We start from the raw sequence: 24,973 nt of genomic DNA on the forward strand, positions 1-24,973 counted from the left end.
GTCACCGGTACGGAGGGTCGTCGGTACGAACGACTACCGGTCGACCCGCACGCCGTCCTCCAGTTCGGCCGTGCCGGAGCCGTCCGCCAGTACGTCCAGCGCGGCCAGCACCCGGCCGTGCAGGGAGCCGAGCAGGTGGGCGCCGAGTTCCTCGCGCGGCACCAGCCGCCAGGACAGCAGCTCCTCCTCCTGCAGCCGGATCGCCTTGAGGTCGTCCTCCGACAGCACCCCGCCGTCGTAGAGGTACGCCACGATCGGCGGCCGGCCCGCCCCGCTCGACCAGTCCACCGCGAGGAGCCGTCCGATCCGCGCGTCGAGGCCGATCTCCTCCAGGGTCTCCCGCCACGCGCCCCGCCGCGGGCTCTCCCCGGCGTCGGACTCGATGGTCCCGCCCGGCAGCGTCCACCCCTCGCGATAGTTGGGCTCGACGAGCAGCACCCGCCCCCCGGCGTCCCGGAAGACCGCGGCGGCACCGGCGAGGACGCGGGGCAGACCGGCGATGTAGGTGGCGTAGTCAGCAGTGGTCATTCCGGAAGCCTAACGAGCCCGGCCCCGGGCCCGACGCAACCCTGGGGGCGGGCGCACCGCGGGTTCCACGGTGTGGGCGGGGCATGACGGCGCGGGTGTCCTCCGGTTAGGGTCGCAGCGGCGCGACTGCCTTGACGTGCGCAAGGCTCGGAGAGCAAGGGGAGAGCAAGGTGGCTGACGCTGCTGTGGACGGGACCCGCAGGGTCCTCGTCGCCGCGGACAAGTTCAAGGGGTCGCTGACGGCCGTCGAGGTCGCCGAGCGCGTCACGGCCGGACTGCGCCGCGTCGTGCCGGACGTCCTGGTCGAGGCGCTGCCCGTCGCCGACGGCGGCGACGGCACGGTGGCCGCGGCGGTCGCGGCCGGGTTCGAACGCCGGGAGGTGCGGGTCGCCGGGCCGCTCGGTGACGAGGTGACGGCGGCGTACGCGCTGCGCGAGCACACCGCCGTCGTGGAGATGGCCGAGGCCAGCGGCCTCCAGCGGCTCCCGGAGGGCGTCCTGGCACCGCTGACGTCGTCCACGTACGGCTCGGGCGAGCTGCTGCGGGCCGCGCTGGACGCGGGCGCGCGGACGATCGTGTTCGGGGTCGGCGGCAGCGCCACGACGGACGGTGGCGCCGGGATGCTGGCCGCGCTGGGCGCGCGGTTCCTGGACGGGGACGGCGAGCCGGTCGCACCCGGCGGGGGCGGCCTCGCGGGCCTGGCCTCGGCCGACCTGTCGGGCCTCGACCCCCGCCTGTCCGACGTGGAGCTGGTGCTCGCCAGCGACGTCGACAATCCGCTGACCGGCCCGAAGGGCGCCCCGGCGGTCTACGGGCCGCAGAAGGGTGCCTCGCCGGACGACGTGACGGCCCTGGACGCGGCCCTGGCGCACTTCGCGAAGGTGCTGGAGCGGACGGAGACCGTGGGCACGCGTGCCGCCGAGTACGCCGCGTCGCCGGGCGCGGGTGCGGCGGGCGGCATCGGGTTCGGCGCGATGCTGCTGGGCGCGCGGTTCCGGCCCGGCATCGAGGTGATGCTGGACGTGCTGGGCTTCGCGCCGGCGCTGGAGCGGGCGGACCTGGTGATCACCGGGGAGGGCTCGCTGGACGAGCAGACCCTGCACGGGAAGGCGCCGGCCGGTGTCGCCGCGGCGGCCAGGGCCGCGGGCAAGGAGGTCGTCGCGGTGTGCGGACGCCTTGCGCTGCCGGCGGAGGTGCTGGGGCGGGCCGGGATCCGGCGGGCGTATCCGCTGACGGATGTGGAGCCGGACGTCGCGAAGTGCATCGCGGATGCCGGGCCCATCCTGGAGCGGGTGGCTGAGTCCATCGCGCGGGACTTCGTCGCGTAGGGGAGTCCCGCCCCCGCCGCCCCTTCCCGTTCCCGACCCTGGGGGCTCTGCCCCCCAGACCCCCGTTTCGGCCCTGAACGGGCCTCGTCCTCAAACGCCGGACGGGCTGGATAGCTCGCCCATGTTCCAAGCGAGTCGGGTGGTGGGTGGGCATAGGCCCAGGGGTCTGGGGGCGGAGCCCCCAGGGACGCCCGCACCGACACCGGGCGCCGAAAAGCGGTGGGCCCCGAACCCAACCCGGGTCCGGGGCCCACCGACAGTCACACGTCACGGAAGCTGCGCGGCCCGCGCCTCCCGCCGATTGTCACGGAAATTGTTCACCCTGCGAGCCGTGGCGAACAGGGGGATGACCGCCCCCATCACCAACTGCAACGCACACCCCGTCTGCAGCAGCAGCTGCCCGCTCGGCGCGTCGAACGCCCAGCCGGCCAGCAGCCCCATCGACAGGACGATCCACGACAGCATCGCCACCGCGAGGCGCCCCCGCGGCTTCGGGTACTCGACCCGGCTCACCATCAGCCAGGCCGTGCCGAGAATCGCCAGCAGCGTCGCCACGAAGGGCAGCTCGAGCAGCACGATCGACACCACCGTCAGCGCCCCGAACGGCGACGGCATGCCCTGGAACGTGCCGTCCTTGACCGTGACGCAGGAGAACCGCGCCAGCCTCAGCACCACCGCCAGCAGCACCACGATCGCCCCCACCGCCGCCACCCGCTGGTAGGCGTCGTCCGCGACCATGCCGTAGACGAGGACGAAGTACGCCGGCGCGAGGCCGAAGCTGATCAGGTCGGAGAGGTTGTCCAGCTCCGCGCCCATCGGCGAGGACCGCAGCTTGCGGGCGACCAGGCCGTCGAACAGGTCGAAGATCGCCGCGCAGAGCATCAGGATGACCGCGGTGGCCGCGCTGTGCCGGGCCATGCCCGACTCGTCGCTGCCCATGAGGTGCGGGATCAGGATGCCGGTGGTGGTGAAGTACACCGCCATGAAGCCGCACGTGGCGTTGCCGAGCGTGAGCGTGTCCGCTATCGACAGGCGGAGCGAGAGCGGCATCTCCTCCTCGTCGTCCACCTCGTCGGCCTCCGGCACCCATCCGGCCTGGGTCTGTGGATCAATCACGGTCAATTCGAGTCACCCCAGCCACCGTCTTCTGACCCACCTCGACGTCGACCTCCACACCCTCCGGCAGGTACAGGTCGACGCGGGAGCCGAAGCGGATCAGACCGACCCGCTCGCCCTGCTCGACCTTGGTGCCCTGCGGCACGTACGGAACGATGCGGCGGGCCACCGCGCCGGCGATCTGGATCATCTCGATGTCGCCGAGCTCGGTGTCGAAGTGCCACACGACGCGCTCGTTGTTCTCGCTCTCCTTGTTGAAAGCGGGAACGAAGCCGCCCGGCACGTGCTCGACCGACGTCACCGTGCCCGACAGCGGGGCGCGGTTGACATGGACGTTGAGCGGGCTCATGAAGATCGCGACGCGGGTGCGGCCGTCCTTCCACGGCATGATGCTCTGCACCACACCGTCGGCGGGCGAGACGACCCGGCCCTGCGTGATCTCGCGCTCGGGGTCGCGGAAGAACCACAGCATCCCCGCCGCGAGCGCGGTGGCGGGGACGGCGACGGCCTTGGCGGCGCCGGAACGGCGGGCCCGCAGGAGGCTGACGGCTGCGGTGGCGACGGTCGGCAGAAGCCACGGCGAGGCTCCGCGCGCGAGGCGTACGCCGGCGAGGCTGTCGCGAGGTGCAGAGGTTTGGCTGTGGGGCATGGATGACCTTCGTAGCGGATGATGCCGCGCTATGACGGGGGACGGCGGCTTTCCGGCGATCGTAGCGGCTTCCTGCCGCAACTGGGTAAGCCAGGAAGCCGAGTCGGCGGCCGAACACTGCCTACGGGGTGTGACCTTCTTCTCCAAGAAAACACCCCGTATCCGGACATCTAACCCTGGAATCGATACTCTTCGAGCAGTCGGCGGCCGATGATCATTTTCTGGATCTCGGCGGTGCCTTCACCGATGAGCAGCATCGGCGCCTCGCGGTAGAGGCGCTCGATCTCGTACTCCTTGGAGAAGCCGTACCCGCCGTGGATCCGGAAGGCGTCCTCCACGACCTCCTTGCAGTACTCGGAGGCGAGGTACTTGGCCATCCCCGCTTCCAGGTCGTTTCGTTCGCCCGAATCCTTTTTGCGTGCAGCGTTCACCATCATCGCATGCGCCGCCTCCACCTTGGTAGCCATCTCCGCGAGCTTGAACTGGATGGCCTGGTGCTGGGCGATCTGCTTGCCGAAAGTGTGACGCTGCTGGGCGTACCGGACGCCGAGTTCGAAGGCACGCTGAGCGACGCCGCAGCCACGGGCCGCCACGTTGACGCGGCCGACCTCGACGCCGTCCATCATTTGGTAAAAACCTCGGCCGGTGACGCCGCCGAGCACCCGATTGGCCGGAATGCGCAGGCCGTCCATGATGAGCTCGGTGGTGTCGACGCCCTTGTAGCCCATCTTGTCGATCTTGCCGGGGATGGTCAGACCCGGCCGGACCTCACCGAAACCGGGCTCCTTCTCCACCAGGAAGGTCGTCATCGACTTGTGCGGGGCGGTCCCCTCGGGGTGACCCTCGTCACTCCGGACCAGAACGGCCACCAACGACGACGTACCGCCGTTCGTCAGCCACATCTTCTGGCCGTTCAGGACGTACTCCTCGCCGTCCTTGACGGCCTTCGAGGAGATCGCCGACACGTCGGAGCCCAGCGCCGGCTCCGACATCGAGAAGGCGCCCCGGATGTCGCCCGCGGCCATGCGGGGCAGGAAGTGGTCCTTCTGCTCCTGCGTGCCGTGCTGCTTGAGCATGTACGCCACGATGAAGTGCGTGTTGATGATGCCGGACACCGACATCCAGCCGCGGGCGATCTCCTCGACGCACAGGGCGTAGGTCAGGAGCGACTCGCCCAGACCCCCGTACTCCTCGGGGATCATCAGCCCGAACAGGCCGAGCTCCTTGAGTCCGTCGACGATGTCCTGCGGGTACTCGTCGCGGTGCTCCAGTTCGGTGGCGACCGGGATGATCTCCTTGTCCACGAAGTCCCGGACGGTGGAGAGGATCTCCTGCTGGACGTCGGTCAGACCGGCGGTCTGGGCGAGACGGGCCATCGCTTACTTCCCCTGTTCCTTCAGCTCGGAAACGGAGGTGTCGCCCCGGAGGGGCGTCCCTTGAGGGTGGTGGTGGGAGACGGGCGGGCGGCCCGGCTGCTCGCCGCCGCGCTCCTTGACGTACGTCTCGGTCGGCACCATCACCTTGCGGCGGAAGACGCAGACCAGGGTGCCGTCCTGCTTGTAGCCCTTGGTCTCGACGTGGACGATGCCGCGGTCGTTCTTCGACTTGGAGGGCCACTTGTCGAGCACGGTCGTCTGGCCGTAGAGCGTGTCGCCGTGGAAGGTCGGCGCCACGTGCTTGAGCGACTCGATCTCCAGGTTGGCGATCGCCTTGCCGGAGACGTCCGGGACGGACATGCCGAGCAGGAGCGAGTAGATGTAGTTGCCCACCACCACGTTCTTGCCGAAGTCCGTCGTCTTCTCGGCGTAGTTGGTGTCCATGTGGAGCGGGTGGTGGTTCATGGTGAGGAGACAGAACAGGTGGTCGTCGTACTCCGTGACCGTCTTCCCGGGCCAGTGCTTGTACGTCGCCCCGACCTCGAACTCCTCGTAGGTGCGTCCGAACTGCATCGCCCTCAGCCCTCCGGGATCTCGAACTTGCTGGTGCGCCGCATGCCGGCCGCACGCCCCTTGCCGGAGACGACCAGCGCCATCTTGCGGCTGGCCTCGTCGATCATCTCGTCGCCGAGCATCGCCGAGCCCTTCTTGCCGCCCGCCTCGGACGTGTAGTAGTCGTACGCGTCCAGGATCAGCTCGGCGTGGTCGTAGTCCTCCTGGGAGGGCGAGAAGATCTCGTTGGACGCCTCGACCTGGCCGGGGTGCAGCACCCACTTGCCGTCGAAGCCGAGGGCGGCGGCGCGCTGCGCGACCTCGCGGTAGCCGTCGACGTTGCGGATCTGGAGGTAGGGGCCGTCGATCGCCTGGAGGTTGTTGGCGCGGGCGGCCATCAGGATCTTCATCAGGATGTAGTGGTAGGCGTCCGCCGGGTAACCGGGCGGCTGCTCGCCCACGACCAGGGACTTCATGTTGATGGACGCCATGAAGTCGGCCGGGCCGAAGATGATGGTCTCCACGCGCGGGCTGGCCTGGGCGATCTCGTTGACGTTGTTCAGACCCTGCGCGTTCTCGATCTGCGCCTCGATGCCGATCCGGCCGACCTCGAAGCCCATCGTCTTCTCGATCTGGGTGAGGAGGAGGTCGAGCGCGACGACCTGCTGGGCGTCCTGGACCTTCGGCAGCATGATGCAGTCCAGGTTCGGGCCCGCGCCCTCCACCACCGTCACCACGTCCCGGTACGTCCACTCGGTCGTCCAGTCGTTGACGCGCACGACGCGGGTCTTGCCGGTCCAGTCGCCCTCGTTGAGGAACTTGACGATGGTGTGCCGCGCCTCCGGCTTGGCGAGCGGGGCACAGGCGTCCTCCAGGTCCAGGAAGACCTGGTCCGCCGGGAGGCCCTGGGCCTTCTCCAGGAAGCGCGGGTTCGAGCCCGGTACGGCCAGGCAGGAACGCCGGGGGCGGAGACGGTTGACCGTGGTCATGCGGGGACCTCCAGGGGGTCGAGCTTGTTCGCGTTCCGGATCTCGTCGACGATCCGGCCGATGATGCCGGTGATGTCGAAGTCCTTCGGGGTGAAGACCGCGGCCACTCCCGCGGTCCGCAGTTCCTCGGCGTCACCGTTCGGGATGATGCCACCGGCGATCACCGGTATATCTGTGGCACCGGCCACACGGAGCCGTTCGAGCACGTCCGGCACCAGTTGGGCGTGCGAGCCGGACAGGATGGACAGGCCCACCGCGTGCACGTCCTCGGCCAGGGCGGCGTCCACGATCTGCTCCGGGGTGAGCCGGATGCCCTGGTAGACCACCTCGAACCCGGCGTCGCGGGCGCGCACGGCGATCTGCTCGGCGCCGTTGGAGTGGCCGTCCAGGCCGGGCTTGCCGACCAGGAAGCGGAGCTTGCCGACGCCCATCTCCTTGGCCGTCAGCTCCACCTTGCGGCGCACCTCGGAGAGGGCCGAGCCCTCCTCGGCGGCGACCGCGACCGGTGCCGAGGACACGCCGGTCGGTGCGCGGAACTCACCGAAGACCTCGCGCAGCGCTCCGGCCCACTCACCGGTCGTGGCGCCGGCGCGGGCGCACTCCAGGGTGGCCTCCATGAGGTTGCCGGTGCCGCGCGCCGCCTCCTTCAGCTTCTCCAGCGCCTTGCAGGGGCGCGGGTGGTTGAAGGGCGGCTGGTACCGCGTGTCCCGCCAGTTCTGCAGCGAGGCGATGACGCGGGCCTCCACCGCCGGGTCGACCGTCTGGATCGCGGTGTCCAGGTCGGCGGTCAGCGGGTTGGGCTCGGTGCCCTCGAAGGCGTTGACACCGATGATCTTCTCCTCGCCGGACTCGATCCGGGCCCGGCGCTCGGCGTGCGAGGCCACCAGCTGGGACTTGAGGTAGCCGGACTCGACGGCGGCCATCGCGCCGCCCATCTCCTGGATGCGGTCGATCTCCGCGAACGCCGCCTCGACCAGCTCGTCGACCTTCGCCTCGACCACCTTCGAGCCCTCGAAGAGGTCCTCGTACTCCAGCAGGTCGCTCTCGTGCGCCAGCACCTGCTGGATGCGCAGCGACCACTGCTGGTCCCAGGGGCGGGGCAGTCCGAGTGCCTCGTTCCAGGCCGGCAACTGCACGGCACGCGCGCGTGCGTCCTTGGAGAGGGTGACCGCCAGCATCTCCAGGACGATCCGCTGGACGTTGTTCTCCGGCTGAGCCTCGGTCAGGCCCAGGGAGTTGACCTGGACGCCGTAGCGGAAGCGGCGGTGCTTGGGGTTCTCGATGCCGTAGCGCTCGCGGGTGACGCGGTCCCAGATGCGGCCGAAGGCGCGCATCTTGCACATCTCCTCGACGAAACGCACTCCCGCGTTGACGAAGAAGGAGATCCGGCCGACCACGTCGCCCATGCGCTCCTGCGGCACCTGACCACTGTCGCGCACCGCGTCGAGCACGGCGATCGCGGTGGACATCGCGTACGCGATCTCCTGCACCGGCGTGGCGCCGGCCTCCTGCAGGTGATAGCTGCAGATGTTGATCGGGTTCCACTTGGGCAGGTGGGAGACCGTGTACGCGATCATGTCCGTCGTCAGGCGGAGCGACGGTCCCGGCGGGAAGACGTGCGTGCCCCGGGACAGGTACTCCTTGACGATGTCGTTCTGGGTCGTGCCCTGGAGCCTGGTGATGTCCGCGCCCTGCTCCTCCGCGACCACCTGGTAGAGCGCCAGCAGCCACATGGCCGTGGCGTTGATGGTCATCGAGGTGTTCATCTGCTCCAGCGGGATGTCCTGGAACAGCCGGCGCATGTCACCGAGGTGCGCGACCGGCACGCCGACCCGGCCTACCTCGCCGCGGGCGAGGACGTGGTCGGAGTCGTAGCCGGTCTGGGTCGGCAGGTCGAAGGCGACCGACAGACCCGTCTGGCCCTTGGCGAGGTTGCGCCGGTACAGCTCGTTGGACGCCTCGGCCGTGGAGTGACCGGCGTAGGTGCGCATGAGCCACGGCCGGTCCTTCTGACGCTCAGTCATGTGTGGCCTCCGTCGCCGTCAGATGTTCCGGAAGCGGTTGATGGCGTCGAGGTGCTGGGCGCGCTTGGCCTGGTCGCGCACGCCCAGGCCCTCCTCGGGCGCCAGGCACAGCACGCCGACCTTGCCCTGGTGGAGGTTGCGGTGGACGTCGTACGCCGCCTGGCCGGTGTCCTCCAGGGAGTACACCTTGGAGAGCGTCGGGTGGATCTTGCCCTTGGCGATGAGGCGGTTGGCCTCCCATGCCTCGCGGTAGTTGGCGAAGTGGGAGCCGATGATGCGCTTCAGGGACATCCACAGGTAGCGGTTGTCGTACTCGTGCATGTAGCCCGAGGTCGAGGCGCAGGTGGTGATGGTGCCGCCCTTGCGGGTGACGAAGACCGAGGCGCCGAAGGTCTCGCGGCCGGGGTGCTCGAAGACGATGTCGATGTCCTCGCCGCCGGTGAGTTCGCGGATGCGCTTGCCGAAGCGCTTCCACTCCTTGGGGTCCTGGGTGTTCTCGTCCTTCCAGAACCGGTAGCCCTCGGCGCTGCGGTCGATGATCGCGTCGGCGCCCATCGCCCGGCAGATGTCGGCCTTCTGCTCGCTGGAGACGACGCAGATCGGGTTGGCGCCGCCGGCGAGGGCGAACTGGGTGGCGTAGGAGCCGAGTCCGCCGCTCGCGCCCCAGATGAGCACGTTGTCGCCCTGTTTCATCCCGGCGCCGTTGCGGGAGACCAGCTGCCGGTACGCGGTGGAGTTGACCAGACCGGGGGCGGCGGCCTCCTCCCAGCTGAGGTGGTCCGGCTTCGGCATCAGCTGGTTGGACTTGACCAGCGCGATCTCGGCGAGGCCGCCGAAGTTGGTCTCGAAGCCCCAGATGCGCTGCTCGGGGTCGAGCATCGTGTCGTTGTGCCCGTCGGAGGACTCCAGCTCGACGGAGAGGCAGTGTGCGACGACCTCGTCGCCCGCCTGCCAGGCGTTGACGCCCGGACCGGTGCGCAGGACGACACCGGCGAGGTCGGAGCCGATGACGTGGTAGGGCAGGTCGTGGCGCTTGGCGAGGTCGCTGACCCGGCCGTAGCGCTCCAGGAACCCGAAGGTGGACAGCGGCTCGAAGATGGAGGTCCACACCGAGTTGTAGTTGACCGAGGAGGCCATGACGGCCACCAGGGCCTCACCGGGGCCCAGCTCGGGCACCGGCACGTCGTCCAGGTGGATCGACTTGCGGGGGTCCTTGTCGCGGGTCTCGAGGCCCGCGAACATCTCGGTCTCGTCCTTGTGCACGGTGATCGCGCGGTACGACTCGGGGAGCGGCAGTGCGGCGATGTCGGCCGGCGTGGAGTCGGGCGACTGGATCGCGTCCAGGATGTCCTTCACGGTCACGGTGTTGCCTCCGGCGGTGAGCGCCCTGAGGGAGGGGCGCTGAGGGTTACGTCGGTGCTGCTGAGGTGAGGGTGTGTGCCTGTGACGCAGGCGTTCGGACGCGCAGGGGATGAGGTGCGGGGACAGCCCGAACACCTTCAACGTATGACACCGCGTGTCACCTCGCAAGGCACTGAGTGCCAGAGACTGTTCTCAGATGAATTCTTTACCCGACAGATGAGCGATGATCGATCGAATCGCCTCCCGCCGAAGGCGGAAAAGGGGCGCCGACATGCAAAAACGGCCACCCGGTGGGTGGCCGTCGTCACAGCGCGGAACGGTGCGGAAGGGTCGGTCAGCGCTCCTTGAGCGCCTGCTCGATGGTGCGCATGACCTCGTGCAGCGGCGCGTCGGTGCGCGCCACCGTCACGAGCACCTCGCCCTGCACGGAGGCCGAGGAGGCGGCGGGACGGGCGGTGGAGGCCGTGCTGCGGCCCGCCCCGATGCCCGTGCCGAAGGTCTTCCGCACGATCGCGAAGGCGTGGTCCAGCTCGGCCTCCACGTCGCCCTGCCCGTCGGCCCGCAGCCAGCGCCGCAGCACGTGGTTGTGCGCGGTCACCACGGCGGACGCCGCGACCTCCGCGAGCAGCGGGTCGTCGTTGGCGTCGTCGTCGTGCGCGTGCTCGTCGAAGTGGCCGAGCAGATAGCGGGTGAACAGCCGCTCGTAACGGGCCACCGACGCGATCTCCGCCTCGCGCAGGGTGGGAACCTCGCGCGTCAGCTTGTAGCGGGCCACCGAGATCTCCGGCCGGGCCGCGTACATCTTCATGACTTCCTTGATGCCGCGGCACACCGTGTCCAGCGGATGCTCGTGCGCGGGCGCCGCGTTGAGCACCGCCTCGGCCCGCACCAGGGTGTCGTCGTGGTCCGGGAAGATCGCCTCTTCCTTGGAGCGGAAGTGACGGAAGAAGGTGCGGCGGGCGACCCCGGCCTGGGCCGCGATCTCGTCGACGGTGGTCGCCTCGTACCCCTTGGTCGCGAACAGCTCCATCGCCGCCGCCGCCAGTTCCCGGCGCATTTTGAGCCGCTGGGCGGCGGCCCGGCTGCCGGCCGCGCTCTCCGGCGCGTCGGACGTGGCTGAGGTACGTGAGGACTTGGCGGGCTGGGACATGACCCGAACGTACTGCATGCGGGCGCAATCATGCGCGTGACCGGGGATTCCCCCGCCTGCGGCAGGCGGGGGAGACCCGGCCGGATCGAGCAGTCCGCCCCAGTCCTCCTCGGACCCGAACCAGTCGCCCGGCCGGTCAGCGGCGGGCATGCTCGCGGAAACCGCGGCCCGTCTTGCGGCCGAGGCAGCCGGCGGCCACCAGGTGCTCGAGCAGCGGCGCCGGGGCGAGGCCCGGGTCGCGGAACTCCCGGTGCAGGACCTTCTCGATGGCCAGCGACACGTCGAGTCCGACCACGTCGAGCAGCTCGAACGGGCCCATCGGGTAGCCGCCGCCCAGCTTCATCGCCGCGTCGATGTCGTCCAGGGTCGCGTAGTGCTCCTGCACCATCTTGACCGCGTTGTTGAGGTACGGGAACAGCAGCGCGTTCACGATGAACCCGGCCCGGTCTCCGCAGTCCACGGCGTGCTTGCGCACCGTGGCGCAGACCTCGTGCACGGTGGCGTGCACGTCGTCGGCGGTCAGCACCGTGCGGACCACCTCGACCAGCTTCATCGCCGGGGCCGGGTTGAAGAAGTGCATCCCGATCACGTCCTGCGGGCGCGAGGTGGCGCGGGCGCAGGCGACGACCGGCAGCGAGGACGTGGTGGTGGCCAGCACCGCGCCGGGCTTGCAGACCTTGTCCAGCGCGGCGAACAGCTGCCGCTTCACCTCCAGGTCCTCGGCGACGGCCTCCACGGCCAGGTCGACGTCGGCGAAGTCGTCGTACGTGCCCGTCGGCGTGATCAGCTCCAGCGTCCGCGCGGCCGCCTCGGCGCTCATGCGGCCCTTGTCGACCGAACGGGACAGGGACTTCCCGATCCGGGCCTTGGCCGTCTGCGCCTTCTCCGCGCTGCGGGCGGCCAGCACCACCTCGTACCCGGCCTTGGCGAACACCTCCGCGATGCCGGACGCCATGGTGCCCGAACCGGCCACCCCCACCGCGCGCACCGGCCGCCCGGCGACCGCGTCGCCGCCCTTGGCCGGGGTCAGCGTGTCCGGCACGACGACCGCGCTGCCGGGCGCCTCGTAGGTGTAGAAGCCGCGCCCCGCCTTGCGTCCCGTCAGGCCCGCCTCGCTGAGCTGCCTCAGGATCGGCGCCGGCGCGTGCAGACGGTCCCGGGAGGCCGCGTACATGGCCTCCAGGACCGTGCGCGCGGTGTCCACGCCGACCAGGTCGAGCAGGGCCAGCGGTCCCATCGGCAGGCCGCAGCCGAGCCGCATCGCGGCGTCGATGTCCTCGCGGGAGGCGTAGTTCGCCTCGTACATCGCGGCGGCCTGGTTGAGGTAGCCGAACAGCAGCCCGTCCGCGACGAAGCCGGGCCGGTCCCCGACCGCGACCGGCTCCTTGCCGAGGTCCAGGGCGAGGTCGGTGACGGCCGTGACGGCGGCGGGCGCGGTCAGCACCGAGGAGACGACCTCGACCAGCTTCATCGCCGGCGCAGGGTTGAAGAAGTGCAGTCCGAGCACCCGCTCCGGGCGGGCCGAGTCGGCGGCGAGACGCGTGACGGACAGCGCGTTGGTGCCGGTCGCCAGGACCGTCTCCGGACGCACGATCCCGTCCAGCTCCCGGAAGACCCGCTGCTTGATCTCGTACGACTCCGGGACCACCTCGATGACCAGGTCGGCGTCGGCGGCGGCCCGCAGGTCGGTGGAGGTGCGGACGCGGCCCAGGGCGGCGCCGCGCTCCTGCTCGGTCAGGCGCCCGCGCTCGACGGCACGGGCGGTGGAGGACTCCAGCGCGGCGACCGCCTTGACGGCCTGCGCCTCGCTGACGTCGATGCCGACGACCTCGCGGCCGGCCCCGGCCAGGACCTCGGCGATGCCGGTGCCCATCGTGCCGAGGCCGACGACGGCGATCGTCCGGAGCGGGGACAGAGGGGTGTCGGACAGGGGAGTGGCCATCGCGGGACTCCAGGAATGAGGGTGACGACGGAAGCACGCCCGGGTACGCCGTGGGGCGCACCGGGTGCGTGAGAAGGAGAAGGAAGGGAGTGCGGGTGCTGCCGGGCCGACTCGCGCACACGCCCGGTGCCGTCGCGGAGGGCGTACACGCCCGCCCGGCGGCCTGTGACCGGCCCTGTCCCGAGGCCGAGTCCTGATGCGGTACCCGAGGTACCGGACCGACTGCCCTCCCGGTGGTTGCGTCACCAGACCACCGTGAGGAGTTGCTGCGGGTGGGTGACCCGCTCGTCTGAGGTTAACCCGCGGGTAACGAGCGCGCCAGCCCCCGTCGTTCGTGATGTAGGTCCCACGCCCGGTGTGACGCGCCTAACCTCGGTGCCATGGACGAAGAGTTGCGAGCGCTCACGGAGCGCTTACGGGCCGAGGCGGCGGCGACGGGCGCCCCGGGCGCGCGGAAGGTGTACGACCGGCTCGCGGCGACCGGCGACCTCGACGAGCTGGCCGCCGTGCTCACCGAGCCCGGACACCCGCTGTGGGCCCGGGAACTGGCCGCGTTCCGGCTCGGGGTGGCGGGGGACCGGCGGGCCTTCGAGTCACTCGTACTGCTGCTCAACCACCGCGACCCGCCGCGCTGCGCCTCGGCCGCCCACGCCCTGGCCCGCCTCGGCGACCCGCGCACCGCCCGCGCGGCCGCGGCCCTCGCCACCAACGAACTGCGGGTCGCCTACGCCCTGCACCCGGTGCGACTGCTGGTCGAGCTGCGGGCCCCGGAGTCGGTGCCCGCGCTGATCACCACGTTGGAGCGGCGGCTGCGCCCGCACGACCCGTACCGGCGCGTCGCGCTCGCCTGCGTCGAGGGCCTCGGCACCCTCGGCGACGAGCGTGCCGCACCCGTCCTGAACGACGCCCTCGCCCACCCGGTACTGGCCGAGGCGGCGGTGCGGGCGCTGGCGCGCATCCCGGGGCAGCGGTGAGGCACCGGCCGGTGCCGGTCCCCGTGGTGACGTTCCGTCAGCCGTTCAGCTGGCGGGTGTACCGCACCTCGGGCACCGCGACGCCGTCGACGTCGAAGGGCTCCTCGGCGCCGTCCGGCCGGAAGCCCGCCCGCTCGTAGAACCGTCGGGCGCGGGCGTTGCCCTTGAGCACCCACAGGAGCATGCGCGCGTGCCCGGCGCTCTCGCACCGGCGCACCGACTCCTGCGTCAGGGCCCGCCCGACGCCCGTGCCGAGCCGTCCGGCGTCGACGTAGAGGGCGTACAGCTCGGCGTCCGCGGTGCGCACCTCGCCGTCCCGGTAGGGGCCGTGGCAGGCCCAGCCGACGACCTCGCCGCCCTCGTCCTCGGCGACCAGGTTCACCACGCCCTCCGGAGGCCGGGCGAACATGACGCGGCGCCGCTCCGCGTCGGCGGCGGGGTCCATCGCGTCGAGGTGCGGCTGTGGCATCAGGCCCCGGTAGGCGCTCTGCCAGCCACGGACGCGGATCAGGGCCACGCGGTCGCAGTCCGCGAGGACCATCTCCCGCACCCGCACGCGCGACTGCGGGCCGCTCACGGCGCCACGACCGCGAACGCCTCGATCTCCATGAGGAACTCCGGCCGGACCAGCGCGGCCACCTGCACCGCCGACGCGGCCGGCAGCCGGTCGTCGGGTATGTGCTCGGCGCGGGCCGCGCGGATCGCGCCCATGTGGGCCATGTCCGTGACGAAGAAGGTCAGCTTCACCACGTCGTCGAAGGTCGCGCCGGCCGAGGCCAGGCACCGGCGCAGGTTCTCGAACACCTGGCGGGCCTGGGCCTCGGGGTCGCCCTCGCCGACCGCCTTGCCGTCCTCGTCCAGGGCGAGCTGCCCGGAGACGGCCACGAACCGCCCGGTGCCGAGGACGACATGCGTGTACTGCGCGGCGGGCGCGACGCCCTCGGGTGCGGGGATCCTGGTCAGCTCACTCATGCGTCCATGGTGGACCACGCCACTGACAACGCCCCGACGGGGTCGAGGTGAGCGGCTAGCCGCGGAAGCCGAGCAGCGCGTGCAGGGTCGAACCGCGCGAGGACGTGGACGCGGCCTTGGACTCCAGCGGCTTCGGGTCGGGCAGCGCCGGGCACACCGCGTCCGCCTCGCCTCCGTCCCCGCGCGGCACGGTGCCGTCGGTGAGATAGGCGGCCAGGTGCTCGTCCAGGCAGTCGTTGCCGCTCAGCGTGATCCCGTGGTTCCCGCCGCCCTCCTCGACGACGAGGGCGGAGTCCCGCAGCAGCCGGTGCGCGCTGACGCCGCCCTCGTACGGCGTGGCCGCGTCGCCCGTCGCCTGGAACATCAGGACGGGGGGCAGGTCGCCGCCCGCGACGTCCACCGGCTGCCCGGACCCCGTGGGCCAGAACGCGCACGGCGCGTTGTACCAGGCGTTGTTCCAGACCATGAAGGGTGCCTTCGCGTACAGGTCCCAGCTGTCGTCGCGCCACTCGTCCCAGTCCCGCGGCCAGGCGGCGTCGCGGCACTGCACCGCGGTGTAGACGCTGTAGCCGTTGTCCCCGGAGGCGTCCGGGGCCCCGAAGTTGTCGTACGCCTCGACCAGCGGGCCGGTGTCCTCGTCGTTCACGTACGCGGCGAACGCCTCGGCCAGGTAGGGCCAGTAGCCGTTGTAGTACCCGCCGGGCATGTAGGTGTCCTCCAGCTCGGAGGCGCCCACCTTCCCTCCGGCGGGCCGCTTCGCCAGCGCCGCACGCATGGCGTACCAGGCGGCCTCGACCCGTTCGGGGTCGGTGCCCAGGCGGTAGGCGGCGTCGTGCTCGGCGATCCAGGCCAGGAAGGCCCGGTGGCGGTCGTTGAAGGCGAGGTCCTGGTTGAGGTTGGCGTCGTACCAGACGTCGTCCGGACCGACGACGGAGTCCAGGACCAGCCGCCGCACCCGCTCGGGGTAGAGCTTGGCGTAGACGGCGCCCAAATAGGTGCCGTACGAGTAGCCGAAGTAGTTGAGCCGCTCGGCACCGAGCGCCGCGCGGATCGCGTCCACGTCCCGCGCGGCGCTCACCGTGTCGATGTGCGGCAGCACGTCCGCGTACTTGTCGCCGCAGGCGTCGGCGAAGGACTCGGCGCGCGCCAGGTTGGCCCGCTCGACCTCCGGCGTGTCCGGCAGCGAGTCGGGACGCACGGGGTCGAAGTGGCCCGGCAGGCAGTCCAGCGCGGGAGTGCTCTTCCCCACCCCGCGCGGGTCGAAGCCGATGACGTCGTACTGTGCGGCCACCTTCGCGGGCAGCGACGACGCCACGAACCCGGCGAGCGTCAGCCCGCTGCCGCCGGGGCCGCCGGGATTCACCAGCAGCGGGCCCTGGTACGTCCTGGCGGTGTGCGGGACGCGCGACAGCGCCAGCGTGATCTGCCTCCCGCGCGGACGCGCGTGGTCGAGCGGCACCTCCAACGTCGCGCACTGGAGCGTCGGGTAGTCCTCCGTGGCGCACTTCTCCCAGTGCGGGCGCGCCGCGGGCGCCGCGGACGCGGGGTGCGCGGGCCGTGGCGCGCTCGCGTCGGCGGGGACGGCCGTGACGGTCCCGGCGGCGATGACGGCGGCGCCGCACAGCACGGCTGCGCGTTGTCTCATGGCGTTCTCCCAGGACTCCCAGGACGGCGGGGCTGCGGTCCGCGCGGGTCGCGGTCCTCGCCGGATCGTCCCGGGGAGCGCCTTCGGAAGAACGAGACCTGTCCCTACTTGACCCGATCGGGTCGGAAGATGCCCTCCAATGCGCCTACTCGGACGTGTTCGACCGGGGCTCGTGCTCCAGGGTCCTCACAGGAGCGACAGCTGCACCGGCTCGCTGGCCGCGGGTCCGGCCGGCCCCGGGGGCGCCGGCTCCGCGATCCGCCGGGGCATCCCCGCGCGCGCGGGTCCGATGCCGTACTCGCGGGCCAGGTCGTGCACCTGGCGCGTGATCCGGCGCTGGTACCACTTCGGGGCGTAGGCACCGTCCGCGTACAGCCGCTGGTACCGACGGACCAGGTGCGGATGGTGCCGGCCGAGCCAGTCCATGAACCACTCGCGGGCGCCCGGACGCAGGTGCAGCACCAGCGGCGTCACCGAGGTGGCGCCCGCGGCGGCGATGGCCCGCACGGTGGCCCTCAGCTGGGCCGGCTCGTCGCCGAGGAAGGGGATGACCGGGGCCATCAGCACCCCGCAGCCGATGCCGCGCTCGCCGAGGGCCCTGACCACCTCCAGCCTGCGCTCCGGCGCCGGGGTGCCCGGCTCCACGGTGCGCCACAGCTCCGCGTCGGTGAAGCCGACCGAGACCGAGATGCCCACGTCCGTCACCCGGGCCGCCCGGGTCAGCAGGTCCAGGTCGCGCAGGATCAGCGTGCCCTTGGTGAGGATCGAGAAGGGGTTCGCCCGCTCGGTGAGGGCCTCGATGATGCCCGGCATCAGCCGGTAGCGGCCCTCCGCGCGCTGGTAGCAGTCGACGTTGGTGCCCATCGCGACGTGCTCGCCCTGCCAGCGGCTCGAGGCCAGTTGGCGGCGCAGCAGCTCGGGCGCGTTCACCTTGACGACGATCTGGGAGTCGAAGCCGAGCCCCGTGTCGAGGTCCAGGTAGCTGTGTGTCTTGCGCGCGAAGCAGTACACGCACGCGTGCGTGCAGCCCCGGTAGGGGTTCACCGTCCACTCGAACGGCATGCGCGAGGCCCCCGGCACCCGGTTCAGGATCGAGCGGGCCCGCACCTCGTGGAAGGTGATGCCGCGGAACTCGGGCGTGTCGAAGGTGCGGGTGGTGACGGCGCCCGCGCCGAACAGCGCGGTGTCCGCCGCCCGGGCGTGGTCGGAGTCCGTGAGGTTCTCCCAGCGCATTGCGGCCTCCTCGGTAGCACTGTTCGACACAATAGAACACTTGTTCCCTTGATCGTGCGGGCGAGTCGTGTGGGGCTGCTTCGCGCCCCCCGATTTGGTGGCCGGGCGGCGGGGTGGTTGGCTTGCCCCGAACCCGAGAACCAGGCCCTGGAGGAACCCGATGGCGCAGGTCGAGGCGACGACGGAGCGGATCGTCGCAGCGGACGCGGAGACGGTGTTCGACACCCTCGCCGACTACAGCGGCACCCGCGAGAAGCTGCTGCCCGAGCACTTCAGCGAGTACGAGGTCCGGGAGGGCGGCGACGGCGAGGGCACCCTCGTGCACTGGAAGCTCCAGGCCACCAGCAAGCGCGTCCGCGACTGCCTGCTGGAGGTCACCGAGCCGACCGACGGCGAGCTGGTCGAGAAGGACCGCAACTCCTCCATGGTCACCACCTGGCGGGTCACCCCGGCGGGCGAGGGCAAGTCCCGGGTCGTCGTGGTCACCACCTGGCAGGGCGCGGGCGGCGTCGGCGGCTTCTTCGAGAAGACCTTCGCTCCCAAGGGCCTCGCCCGGATCTACGACGCGCTGCTCGCCAAGCTCGCCGCCGAGGTCGAGAAGTAGCCAAAGCGCAACCACGGGGCGGCCGTTGGCCGCCTCACCGGTTCGAGTGATCTCCGTCCGAACGCACCGTACGTCCGTAACTCGTCGCACTTGTTCGCAGTTGTCGCCTCAGGCGGCAAATGTGAGCAGGTGTGACGAGGGGAGCGGTACGTGGGCGGGATCACTCTGGTGCAGGACCCGGTAAGGGATTCCGCACAGGCCGAACCGGTCGTCGCCGACCGGGTGCCCCCGAAGGCACCCGTTCCCGGGACGGACGGGGAGCCGACTGCCGGGCTGAGCCCGCGCCGGGTGCGGCTGGTCTTCGTCGGGCTGATGCTGGCGCTGCTGCTCGCCGCCCTGGAGCAGATGATCGTCGCCACGGCGCTGCCGAAGATCGTCGGTGAGCTGCACGGTCTGGACAAGATGTCCTGGGCGATCACCGCGTACCTGCTCACCTCGACCGTCGGACTGCCCATCTACGGCAAGCTCGGCGACCTCTTCGGCCGCAAGGGCGTCTTCCAGTTCGCCATCCTGGTCTTCGTCGTCGGCTCCGCGCTCGCCGGACGGGCGCAGACCATGGACCAGCTGATCGCCTTCCGCGCGGTGCAGGGCGTCGGCGCGGGCGGCCTGATGATCGGCGTGCAGGCGATCATCGCGGACATCGTGCCGCCCCGCGAACGCGGCCGGTACATGGGCCTGATCGGCGCCGCCTTCGGACTCGCCTCCGTCGCGGGCCCACTGCTCGGCGGCTACTTCACCGACCACCTCTCCTGGCGCTGGTGCTTCTACATCAACGTGCCCTTCGGCCTGGTCACCATGGCCGTCGTCGCCGTCGTCCTCAAGCTGCCCAGGCCGCGGGTCAAGCGCCGCCTCGACATCCTCGGCGCCCTGCTGCTCGCCGCCGCCTCCACCTGCCTGGTGCTGCTCACCAGTTGGGGCGGCACCGAGTACGCGTGGGGCTCCGAGGTCATCCTCGGCCTCGGCGCCGGAGCGGTCGCGGCCACCCTGCTCTTCCTGGTCGCCGAGCACTTCGCGCCCGAACCGCTGATCCCGCTGCGCCTGTTCCGGGACTCCATCTTCAACGTCACCGCCCTGGTCGGCCTCGTCGTCGGTGTCGCCCTGTTCGGCGCCGCCAGCTACCTGCCGACCTTCCTGCAGATGGTCGACGGCGCCAGCGCCACCGAGTCCGGCCTGCTGATGCTGCCGATGATGGGCGGTGTCGTCGTCGCCTCGGTCCTCTCCGGACAGCTCATCAGCCGCACCGGCCACTACCGCAGCCACCCGATCCTCGGCAGCGCCCTGTCCGTCCTCGGCATGTGGCTGCTCTCCCGCCTCGACACCGACACGTCCCGGCTGAACTACAGCATCTGGATGGCCGTCCTCGGAGCCGGTATCGGCATGGTGATGCCGGTCCTGGTCCTCGCCGTGCAGAACTCCGTGCGCCCCACCGACCTGGGCACCGCGACCAGCGCCAACAACTACTTCCGGCAGATCGGCGGGAGCGTCGGCGCGGCCGTCTTCGGCACTCTTCTCACCGGCCGGCTCACCGACGCCCTGGCCGACCGGATCCCCGCCGAGGCGGGGGCCGGGCTCCCCGACGCCGAGGCCATCACCCCACAGCTCGTCCACTCCCTGCCCCCGGCGCTGCGCGACGCCTACATCGGGGCGTACGCCGACGCCATGCCGCGGATCTTCCTCTACCTGGTGCCGGTGCTCGTCCTCGGGCTCCTCATCGCCCTCTTCCTCAAGGAGAAACCCCTGGTGTCCCACAACGCCCCCGTCACCGAGCCGGAGACCGCACAGCACGTACCGCACGCACCGCAGCCGCAGCAGGCGGCCCAGGTGCCACCGGCCCGCTCGCCCTACGCCGGCGGCATCCCCGTCTGCGGCACCGTGCAGCACCCCGACGGCACCGTCGTGCCCCGCGCGGCACTCACCCTCATCGACGTCGGGGGACAGCAGATCGGCCGGGGCGCCAGCGGCGACGACGGACGGTACGCGCTGGCCACGCCCGGCTCCGGGGCGTACGTCCTGATCGCCGCGGCCGGCGGCCACCAGCCGCAGGCGGTCTCGGTCACCGTCGGCGAACGCCCGGTGGAGCTGGACGTGGTCCTCGGCGGCGCCGGACGCCTGGCCGGCAGCGTCGTGACCGCCGACGGCAGCCCGGTGCGCGACGCGACCGTCACCCTCACCAACGTCCACGGCGAGGTCGTCGCCACCACCCGCAGCGGCCGCGAGGGCGGCTACGTCATCACGGAGCTGGTCGCGGGCGAGTACACCCTCGCCGCCAGTGCCCCCGCCTTCCGCCCGGCCGCCCTGCCGGTCAGCGTCCAGGCGTCCCGGGAGACCCGGCAGGACGTCGAGCTGGCCGGCGGCGCCGTGCTGCGCGGCACGGTCCGGGCCGGCGGCGGACGGGTCGTGGAGGACGCGCGCGTGACGCTCCTCGACGCGGCCGGCAACGTGGTGGACACCCTGACCACCGGCCCCGACGGCACGTTCCGGTTCGTGGACCTGTCCTCCGGCGAGTACACCGTCATCGCGGCCGGATACCCGCCGGTCGCGACCGTGCTCCAGGTGGCCGGTGGCGGCCGTACCGAACGCGATCTGCAACTCGGGCACGAGGACTGAGACCGGCCCACCGGCGCGCGTTCGCGCGCCGGTGCGTTCGCGCGCCACCAATTCCCCCGTTGCCGCACATGGTCACCGGCCACCCCCGTACGGTGGTGACGGCGACACAGATCTTGCGGAGCCGTGGGCAGAGAGGGCCTGACGCCATGGACCATGGCACCGAGCGGGACGCACCTCCCGGCCACCGTGCCGGACCCGACACCGTGCCGGCCGATCCCGTGACGGGCCGTGTCCCGCTGGCCGTCGTCGTGGTGGACCGCGACGGACTGGTCTCCCACTGGAGCCGTGGCGCACGGCGGTTGTTCGCCCTGCCCAAGGAAGAGGCGATCGGGCGGCCCGCCGCCGACCTGCTCCCCGTCTCGGGCGTGCTCCCCGGGGACGGGGCGGAGGACGACGACGCGGCGTACGGGTCGTACCCGGACCACGACGGCCTCGGGCCGGGCCTGGAGTCCTCCCTCGACGGGCGGCTCTCCTACCCGGCGGCGGGCCGCGCCCGGCTGACCGTGCCGGCCGACGGCCGCGTGGACGTGCTCTGGTGGGCCTACCCCCTGGTGGGTCCCGGACCGGAGCGGCTGCTCGTGCTGGCCGCCGACGCGGACGGGCTGCGCCGGGACTACGCCGGCGGGACCGACGACAGCGCCGGGCCGACCGTCGTCGAGCGGATCGCGCCCGGATTCGCCCTGCACACCGACTTCCCCGGAGCCGACGAACTCGCCCGCCGCCTCCCCGAGATCCTGCCCAGCATGAGCGTCGGCGAGAGCGCCCGCATCGTCGCGCAGGTCCTCGAACTGGGCTACCCCGTCCTCGAGTTCAGCCAGAACGACCGGGTGCCCGTGACCCCCGACTGGGGCGTTCCCCGGCGTGCCGAGCGCCGGGCGCGCCGCGAGCGGGCCGCGCGGGCACTGGCGGCGGGCGAAGCGGTGCCGGACGAACTGCGGGACGAGGCCGAGGACCTGGAGTACGCGGCGGTCCGCGAACGCCTGGAGTTCCTCAACGAGGTGAGCGGCGCGATCGGCACCTCGCTCGACCTCGCACGGACCATCGTCGAGGTCAGCCGGGCGGTCGTCCCCCGCTTCACCGACGTCGCCGGCACCTATCTGCGCGAACAGGTCGTCGCGGGCGAGGGTTTCCCCGACGGCGTGCCCGACACGACGACCATGTGGCACCGGGTCGCCCTCGAGCACACCGACGAACCCGGCCGCTGGGACGACGTCGTACCCGTCGGCGAGGCCATGCCCTTCCCGGCGCACACCCCCTTCTTCCAGTGCATGACCAGCGGTGAGCCGGTCCTGGTGCCCCGCATCAGGCAGGAGATGGGCCACGCCATCGCCTCCCAGTTCGAGAAGCGGGACATCCGGCCGCTCATCACGGGCCGCTCGATGCTGCTGGTGCCGCTCAAGGCACGACAGGTCGTCCTCGGCTTCATGATCCTGCTCCGGCACCCGGAGCGGCCCGTGTTCAACGACATGGACCGCGTCACCGGCGCCGAACTCGCCGCCCGCGCGGGCCTCGTACTCGACAACGCGCGCATGTACACCCACCAGGAGAACGTCGCCGAGACGCTCCAGGACAGCATGCTCCCGCACATCCCCGCGCGCCTGGCGGGCTGCGACATCGCCACCCGCTACCTGCCGGGGACGCTGCTCGGGCGGGTCGGCGGCGACTGGTTCGACGCGGTCAAGCTGCCGGGCGCCCGCACCGCCCTCGTCGTCGGCGACGTCATGGGGCACGGCCTGGGCTCGGCCGCGATGATGGGCCAGTTGCGCACCGCCGTCCAGACCATGGCCGGCCTCGACCTGCCGCCCGCACAGCTCCTGCGCAACCTCGACGACCTCGCCCAGCGGCTCGGCGACACCCACCTCGCGACCTGCCTGTACGCCGTGTACGACCCGGTCGCCGGTGAACTGGAGCTTGCCAACGCCGGTCACATCCCGCCCGTCCTGGTCCGTGCCGAGGACGGCGCCAGCGAGCTGATCGACCTGCCGACGGGAGCGCCGATCGGCGTCGGCGGGGTGCCCTTCGAGTCGGTGCGCGTGCCGGTGGCGCCCGGCGACCGGCTGGTGATGTGCACCGACGGCCTGGTGGAGGTGCGGGGTGAGGACATCGGCGTCGGCCTGGCCACCCTCTGCGAGTCCGCCGCCCACCCGGCCGCGTCCATGGACGACGCCTGCGACACCATCATCCGCGCCCTGGGCACCCGCGGCGGCCGCAAGGACGACGTCGCCCTGCTGATGGCCCGGCTGACCGGCATCGAGCCCGACGCCGTCGCCGAATGGCGCCTCGCCCGCGACCCGGCCGAGGTGGGCCGCGCCCGCGCGGCGGTCCGCGAGCAACTCCACGACTGGGGGCTGCCGAAGCTGGCCGGTCCCGCCGAGCTGATGGTCAGCGAGCTCGTCACCAACGCCGTACGGCACTCCCACGCCCGCCCCGTCGAACTGCGCCTGGTGCGCGCCGACACGCTGCTGTGCGAGGTGGACGACGACGACCACGACCTGCCGGCGCTGGAGAGCGCGGGTCCCGAGGACGAGACCGGGCGCGGCCTGCGCGTGGTCAGCACCCTCGCCCGCGCCTGGGGCGCCAGCCGCACCAACGCGGGCAAGACGGTGTGGTTCGAGCTGACGCTGCCCGCCCGGTACCGCTGACGCCGGGGCGGCCGCCGCGCGGCGGCCGCCCACCGAGCGGCGGCCGCCCACCGATCACCCGCGTGAACAACGCTGCGGTCAATACACCTAGGCGGCGTCGCGGCGTCGTGCCGCCCTGCGCTGCAGGGACTCGCGCCGGGCGCGCAGTTCCCGCTGGCGACGCCGGCTCTTCCTGCCCCGCGCGGCCCGCGCGCGAGCACGGGAGTCCCTGAGCTTGGTGTGGTCGAGCCTGGTCAGGTACCACATGAGACCGCAGAACAAGGCCAGGAGCAGCACGCCAAGGACGGCGGCGACCACCGGCGGCATGTCCCCGACCTCGATGTCCCGGTACTTTCCGACACCCATGCGTTCCCCCCGCTCGCCCTGCCGCCGGCGCTGTCCCGCGCCCGGCCGACCGGCGCAATGTACCGGATCGGCCCGCGGACCGAATCCGCCCGGCGCGAACGGCCGGTGAAGGTATGCGCCCGGCGCTTGTGGCCGTGCGCCGGGCGCGATACACCGTACGAACCCGCCGTCGCCGGCGGGCCGTACGTCGTCGCACCTGGGGAGACGGGCATGAGCGTGACGAGTCGGTACCGGGACGCCTGGGAGGGCTTCTGGAGCGAGGCATCCGGGGACCGGGGGGCGGTGTTCTGGGACGCGGAGCCCACTCTGACCGCCGGTCGCCACCTGGCCCACTTCGAGCCGCACCTGACCGACCCCGCCCTGCCGCTGATCGACCTGGGCTGCGGCAACGGCACCCAGACCCGCTATTTCGCCGAACGCTTCCCGCACGTGGTCGGCGCCGACCTCTCCGCCGCCGCCCTCGGCCACGCCCGCCACGCCGACCCCGCCGGACTGGCCGCGTACCGGCAACTGGACGCCGCCGACAAGGCCGAGGCGGAGACGCTGCACACCGAACTGGGCGACGCGAACGTGTACGTCCGGGGCGTCCTGCACCAGTGCGAGCCCGACGACCGGCAGCCCCTGGCCGACGCCCTCGCCGCGCTCCTCGGCGAACGCGGCCGCGCCTTCCTGGTCGAGCCCTCCCAGGAGGCCAAGACCGTCCTGATGGACCTGGCCCAGGGCCCGGCCGGGCCGCCCGCCAAGCTCGCCCCCGTCCTCCGCCACGGCCTGACCCCCGGCTCGGTCCCCGACGAGGCGGTGCCCGAGTACCTCCGCTCGGCCGGACTGACCGTCCTGGCGAGCGGCGAACTCCCGCTGGTCACCACCGAGTACACGTCGGACGGCACCCGCATCGAGCTGCCGTCCACGTGGGTCGTGGCGGGCGTCGCCTAGCA

21 protein-coding genes are annotated in these 24,973 nt (G+C 71.8%); 6 read left to right on the top strand and 15 right to left on the bottom strand.

From position 1 onward, the window contains the following. Positions 1 to 33 precede the first annotated feature (33 nt). Complete coding sequence (locus IE258_RS18125) at positions 34 to 528, bottom strand: NUDIX domain-containing protein (protein WP_159325627.1); 495 nt, start codon at positions 526 to 528, stop codon at positions 34 to 36. 185 nt (positions 529 to 713) lie between these two features. Between IE258_RS18125 and IE258_RS18130 the strand changes: the two genes are divergently transcribed. Further along, positions 714 to 1,856 (top strand): glycerate kinase, encoded by a 1,143-nt coding sequence (locus IE258_RS18130; protein WP_189745046.1) that lies wholly within the window; start codon positions 714 to 716, stop codon positions 1,854 to 1,856. A gap of 267 nt (positions 1,857 to 2,123) precedes the next feature. On the opposite strand, the gene pssA is transcribed toward IE258_RS18130, so the two are convergent. From pssA to IE258_RS18175, 9 genes are all read right to left on the bottom strand, one after another. Further along, complete coding sequence (gene pssA / locus IE258_RS18135; protein ID WP_030178550.1) at positions 2,124 to 2,942, bottom strand: CDP-diacylglycerol--serine O-phosphatidyltransferase; 819 nt, start codon at positions 2,940 to 2,942, stop codon at positions 2,124 to 2,126. Between the two features lie 22 nt (positions 2,943 to 2,964). Then, positions 2,965 to 3,621, bottom strand: a complete 657-nt coding sequence (locus IE258_RS18140; RefSeq protein WP_104631952.1) for a phosphatidylserine decarboxylase — start codon at positions 3,619 to 3,621, stop codon at positions 2,965 to 2,967. 170 nt (positions 3,622 to 3,791) lie between these two features. Then, positions 3,792 to 4,997: an acyl-CoA dehydrogenase family protein gene (locus IE258_RS18145; RefSeq protein ID WP_159325628.1), complete on the bottom strand. Its 1,206-nt coding sequence runs from the start codon at positions 4,995 to 4,997 to the stop codon at positions 3,792 to 3,794. A 3-nt stretch (positions 4,998 to 5,000) separates the two neighbouring features. Further along, complete coding sequence (locus IE258_RS18150) at positions 5,001 to 5,570, bottom strand: MaoC family dehydratase (RefSeq protein WP_189744714.1); 570 nt, start codon at positions 5,568 to 5,570, stop codon at positions 5,001 to 5,003. Between the two features lie 5 nt (positions 5,571 to 5,575). Further along, positions 5,576 to 6,538 (bottom strand): HpcH/HpaI aldolase/citrate lyase family protein, encoded by a 963-nt coding sequence (locus IE258_RS18155; protein ID WP_127892804.1) that lies wholly within the window; start codon positions 6,536 to 6,538, stop codon positions 5,576 to 5,578. After that, on the bottom strand, positions 6,535 to 8,562 hold the full coding sequence (locus IE258_RS18160; RefSeq protein WP_189744716.1) for an ethylmalonyl-CoA mutase: 2,028 nt from the start codon (positions 8,560 to 8,562) through the stop codon (positions 6,535 to 6,537). The genes IE258_RS18155 and IE258_RS18160 overlap by 4 nt, the downstream gene beginning before the upstream one ends. 18 nt (positions 8,563 to 8,580) lie before the next feature. Further along, positions 8,581 to 9,924, bottom strand: a complete 1,344-nt coding sequence (ccrA, locus tag IE258_RS18165) for a crotonyl-CoA carboxylase/reductase (RefSeq protein WP_127892806.1) — start codon at positions 9,922 to 9,924, stop codon at positions 8,581 to 8,583. Positions 9,925 to 10,258: 334 nt separating this feature from the next. Next, the gene (locus tag IE258_RS18170; RefSeq protein WP_127892815.1) at positions 10,259 to 11,074 is read right to left on the bottom strand and encodes a TetR family transcriptional regulator; all 816 of its coding nucleotides are present in this window, start codon (positions 11,072 to 11,074) and stop codon (positions 10,259 to 10,261) included. 136 nt (positions 11,075 to 11,210) lie between these two features. Next, positions 11,211 to 13,016 (bottom strand): 3-hydroxyacyl-CoA dehydrogenase family protein, encoded by a 1,806-nt coding sequence (locus IE258_RS18175; RefSeq protein ID WP_189744718.1) that lies wholly within the window; start codon positions 13,014 to 13,016, stop codon positions 11,211 to 11,213. A 380-nt stretch (positions 13,017 to 13,396) separates the two neighbouring features. On the opposite strand from IE258_RS18175, the gene IE258_RS18180 reads away from it, so the two are divergent. Then, positions 13,397 to 13,990: an adenylosuccinate lyase gene (locus IE258_RS18180; protein WP_189744720.1), complete on the top strand. Its 594-nt coding sequence runs from the start codon at positions 13,397 to 13,399 to the stop codon at positions 13,988 to 13,990. Positions 13,991 to 14,027: 37 nt separating this feature from the next. Here IE258_RS18180 and IE258_RS18185 read toward each other — a convergent pair whose 3' ends face one another. From IE258_RS18185 to IE258_RS18200, 4 genes are all read right to left on the bottom strand, one after another. Further along, a complete protein-coding gene (locus tag IE258_RS18185; RefSeq protein WP_189744722.1) occupies positions 14,028 to 14,567 on the bottom strand; it encodes a GNAT family N-acetyltransferase in 540 nt (179 codons plus the stop codon). Beyond that, complete coding sequence (locus IE258_RS18190; RefSeq protein ID WP_189744724.1) at positions 14,564 to 14,962, bottom strand: RidA family protein; 399 nt, start codon at positions 14,960 to 14,962, stop codon at positions 14,564 to 14,566. Before IE258_RS18190 ends, IE258_RS18185 begins: the two co-directional genes overlap by 4 nt. Before the next feature lie 55 nt (positions 14,963 to 15,017). Beyond that, on the bottom strand, positions 15,018 to 16,607 hold the full coding sequence (locus IE258_RS18195; RefSeq protein WP_189744726.1) for an alpha/beta hydrolase: 1,590 nt from the start codon (positions 16,605 to 16,607) through the stop codon (positions 15,018 to 15,020). 186 nt (positions 16,608 to 16,793) lie between these two features. Beyond that, complete coding sequence (locus tag IE258_RS18200; RefSeq protein ID WP_189744728.1) at positions 16,794 to 17,840, bottom strand: Rv2578c family radical SAM protein; 1,047 nt, start codon at positions 17,838 to 17,840, stop codon at positions 16,794 to 16,796. 160 nt (positions 17,841 to 18,000) lie between these two features. Between IE258_RS18200 and IE258_RS18205 the strand changes: the two genes are divergently transcribed. From IE258_RS18205 to IE258_RS18215, 3 genes are all read left to right on the top strand, one after another. After that, the gene (locus IE258_RS18205) at positions 18,001 to 18,444 is read left to right on the top strand and encodes an SRPBCC family protein (RefSeq protein ID WP_127892813.1); all 444 of its coding nucleotides are present in this window, start codon (positions 18,001 to 18,003) and stop codon (positions 18,442 to 18,444) included. A 150-nt stretch (positions 18,445 to 18,594) separates the two neighbouring features. Continuing rightward, positions 18,595 to 21,051, top strand: a complete 2,457-nt coding sequence (locus tag IE258_RS18210) for an MFS transporter (protein WP_189744730.1) — start codon at positions 18,595 to 18,597, stop codon at positions 21,049 to 21,051. Positions 21,052 to 21,197: 146 nt separating this feature from the next. After that, the gene (locus IE258_RS18215; protein ID WP_189744732.1) at positions 21,198 to 23,693 is read left to right on the top strand and encodes an ATP-binding SpoIIE family protein phosphatase; all 2,496 of its coding nucleotides are present in this window, start codon (positions 21,198 to 21,200) and stop codon (positions 23,691 to 23,693) included. A gap of 87 nt (positions 23,694 to 23,780) precedes the next feature. Here IE258_RS18215 and IE258_RS18220 read toward each other — a convergent pair whose 3' ends face one another. Then, complete coding sequence (locus IE258_RS18220; protein WP_189744734.1) at positions 23,781 to 24,038, bottom strand: hypothetical protein; 258 nt, start codon at positions 24,036 to 24,038, stop codon at positions 23,781 to 23,783. 210 nt (positions 24,039 to 24,248) lie between these two features. Here IE258_RS18220 and IE258_RS18225 point away from each other — a divergent pair, with 210 nt between their 5' ends. After that, entirely contained in the window at positions 24,249 to 24,971 is a 723-nt protein-coding gene (locus IE258_RS18225; RefSeq protein ID WP_189744736.1) for a class I SAM-dependent methyltransferase, read from the top strand. Positions 24,972 to 24,973: the final 2 nt, after the last annotated feature.

The organism is Streptomyces tendae, from assembly GCF_014650435.1.
Taxonomy (GTDB): domain Bacteria; phylum Actinomycetota; class Actinomycetes; order Streptomycetales; family Streptomycetaceae; genus Streptomyces; species Streptomyces tendae.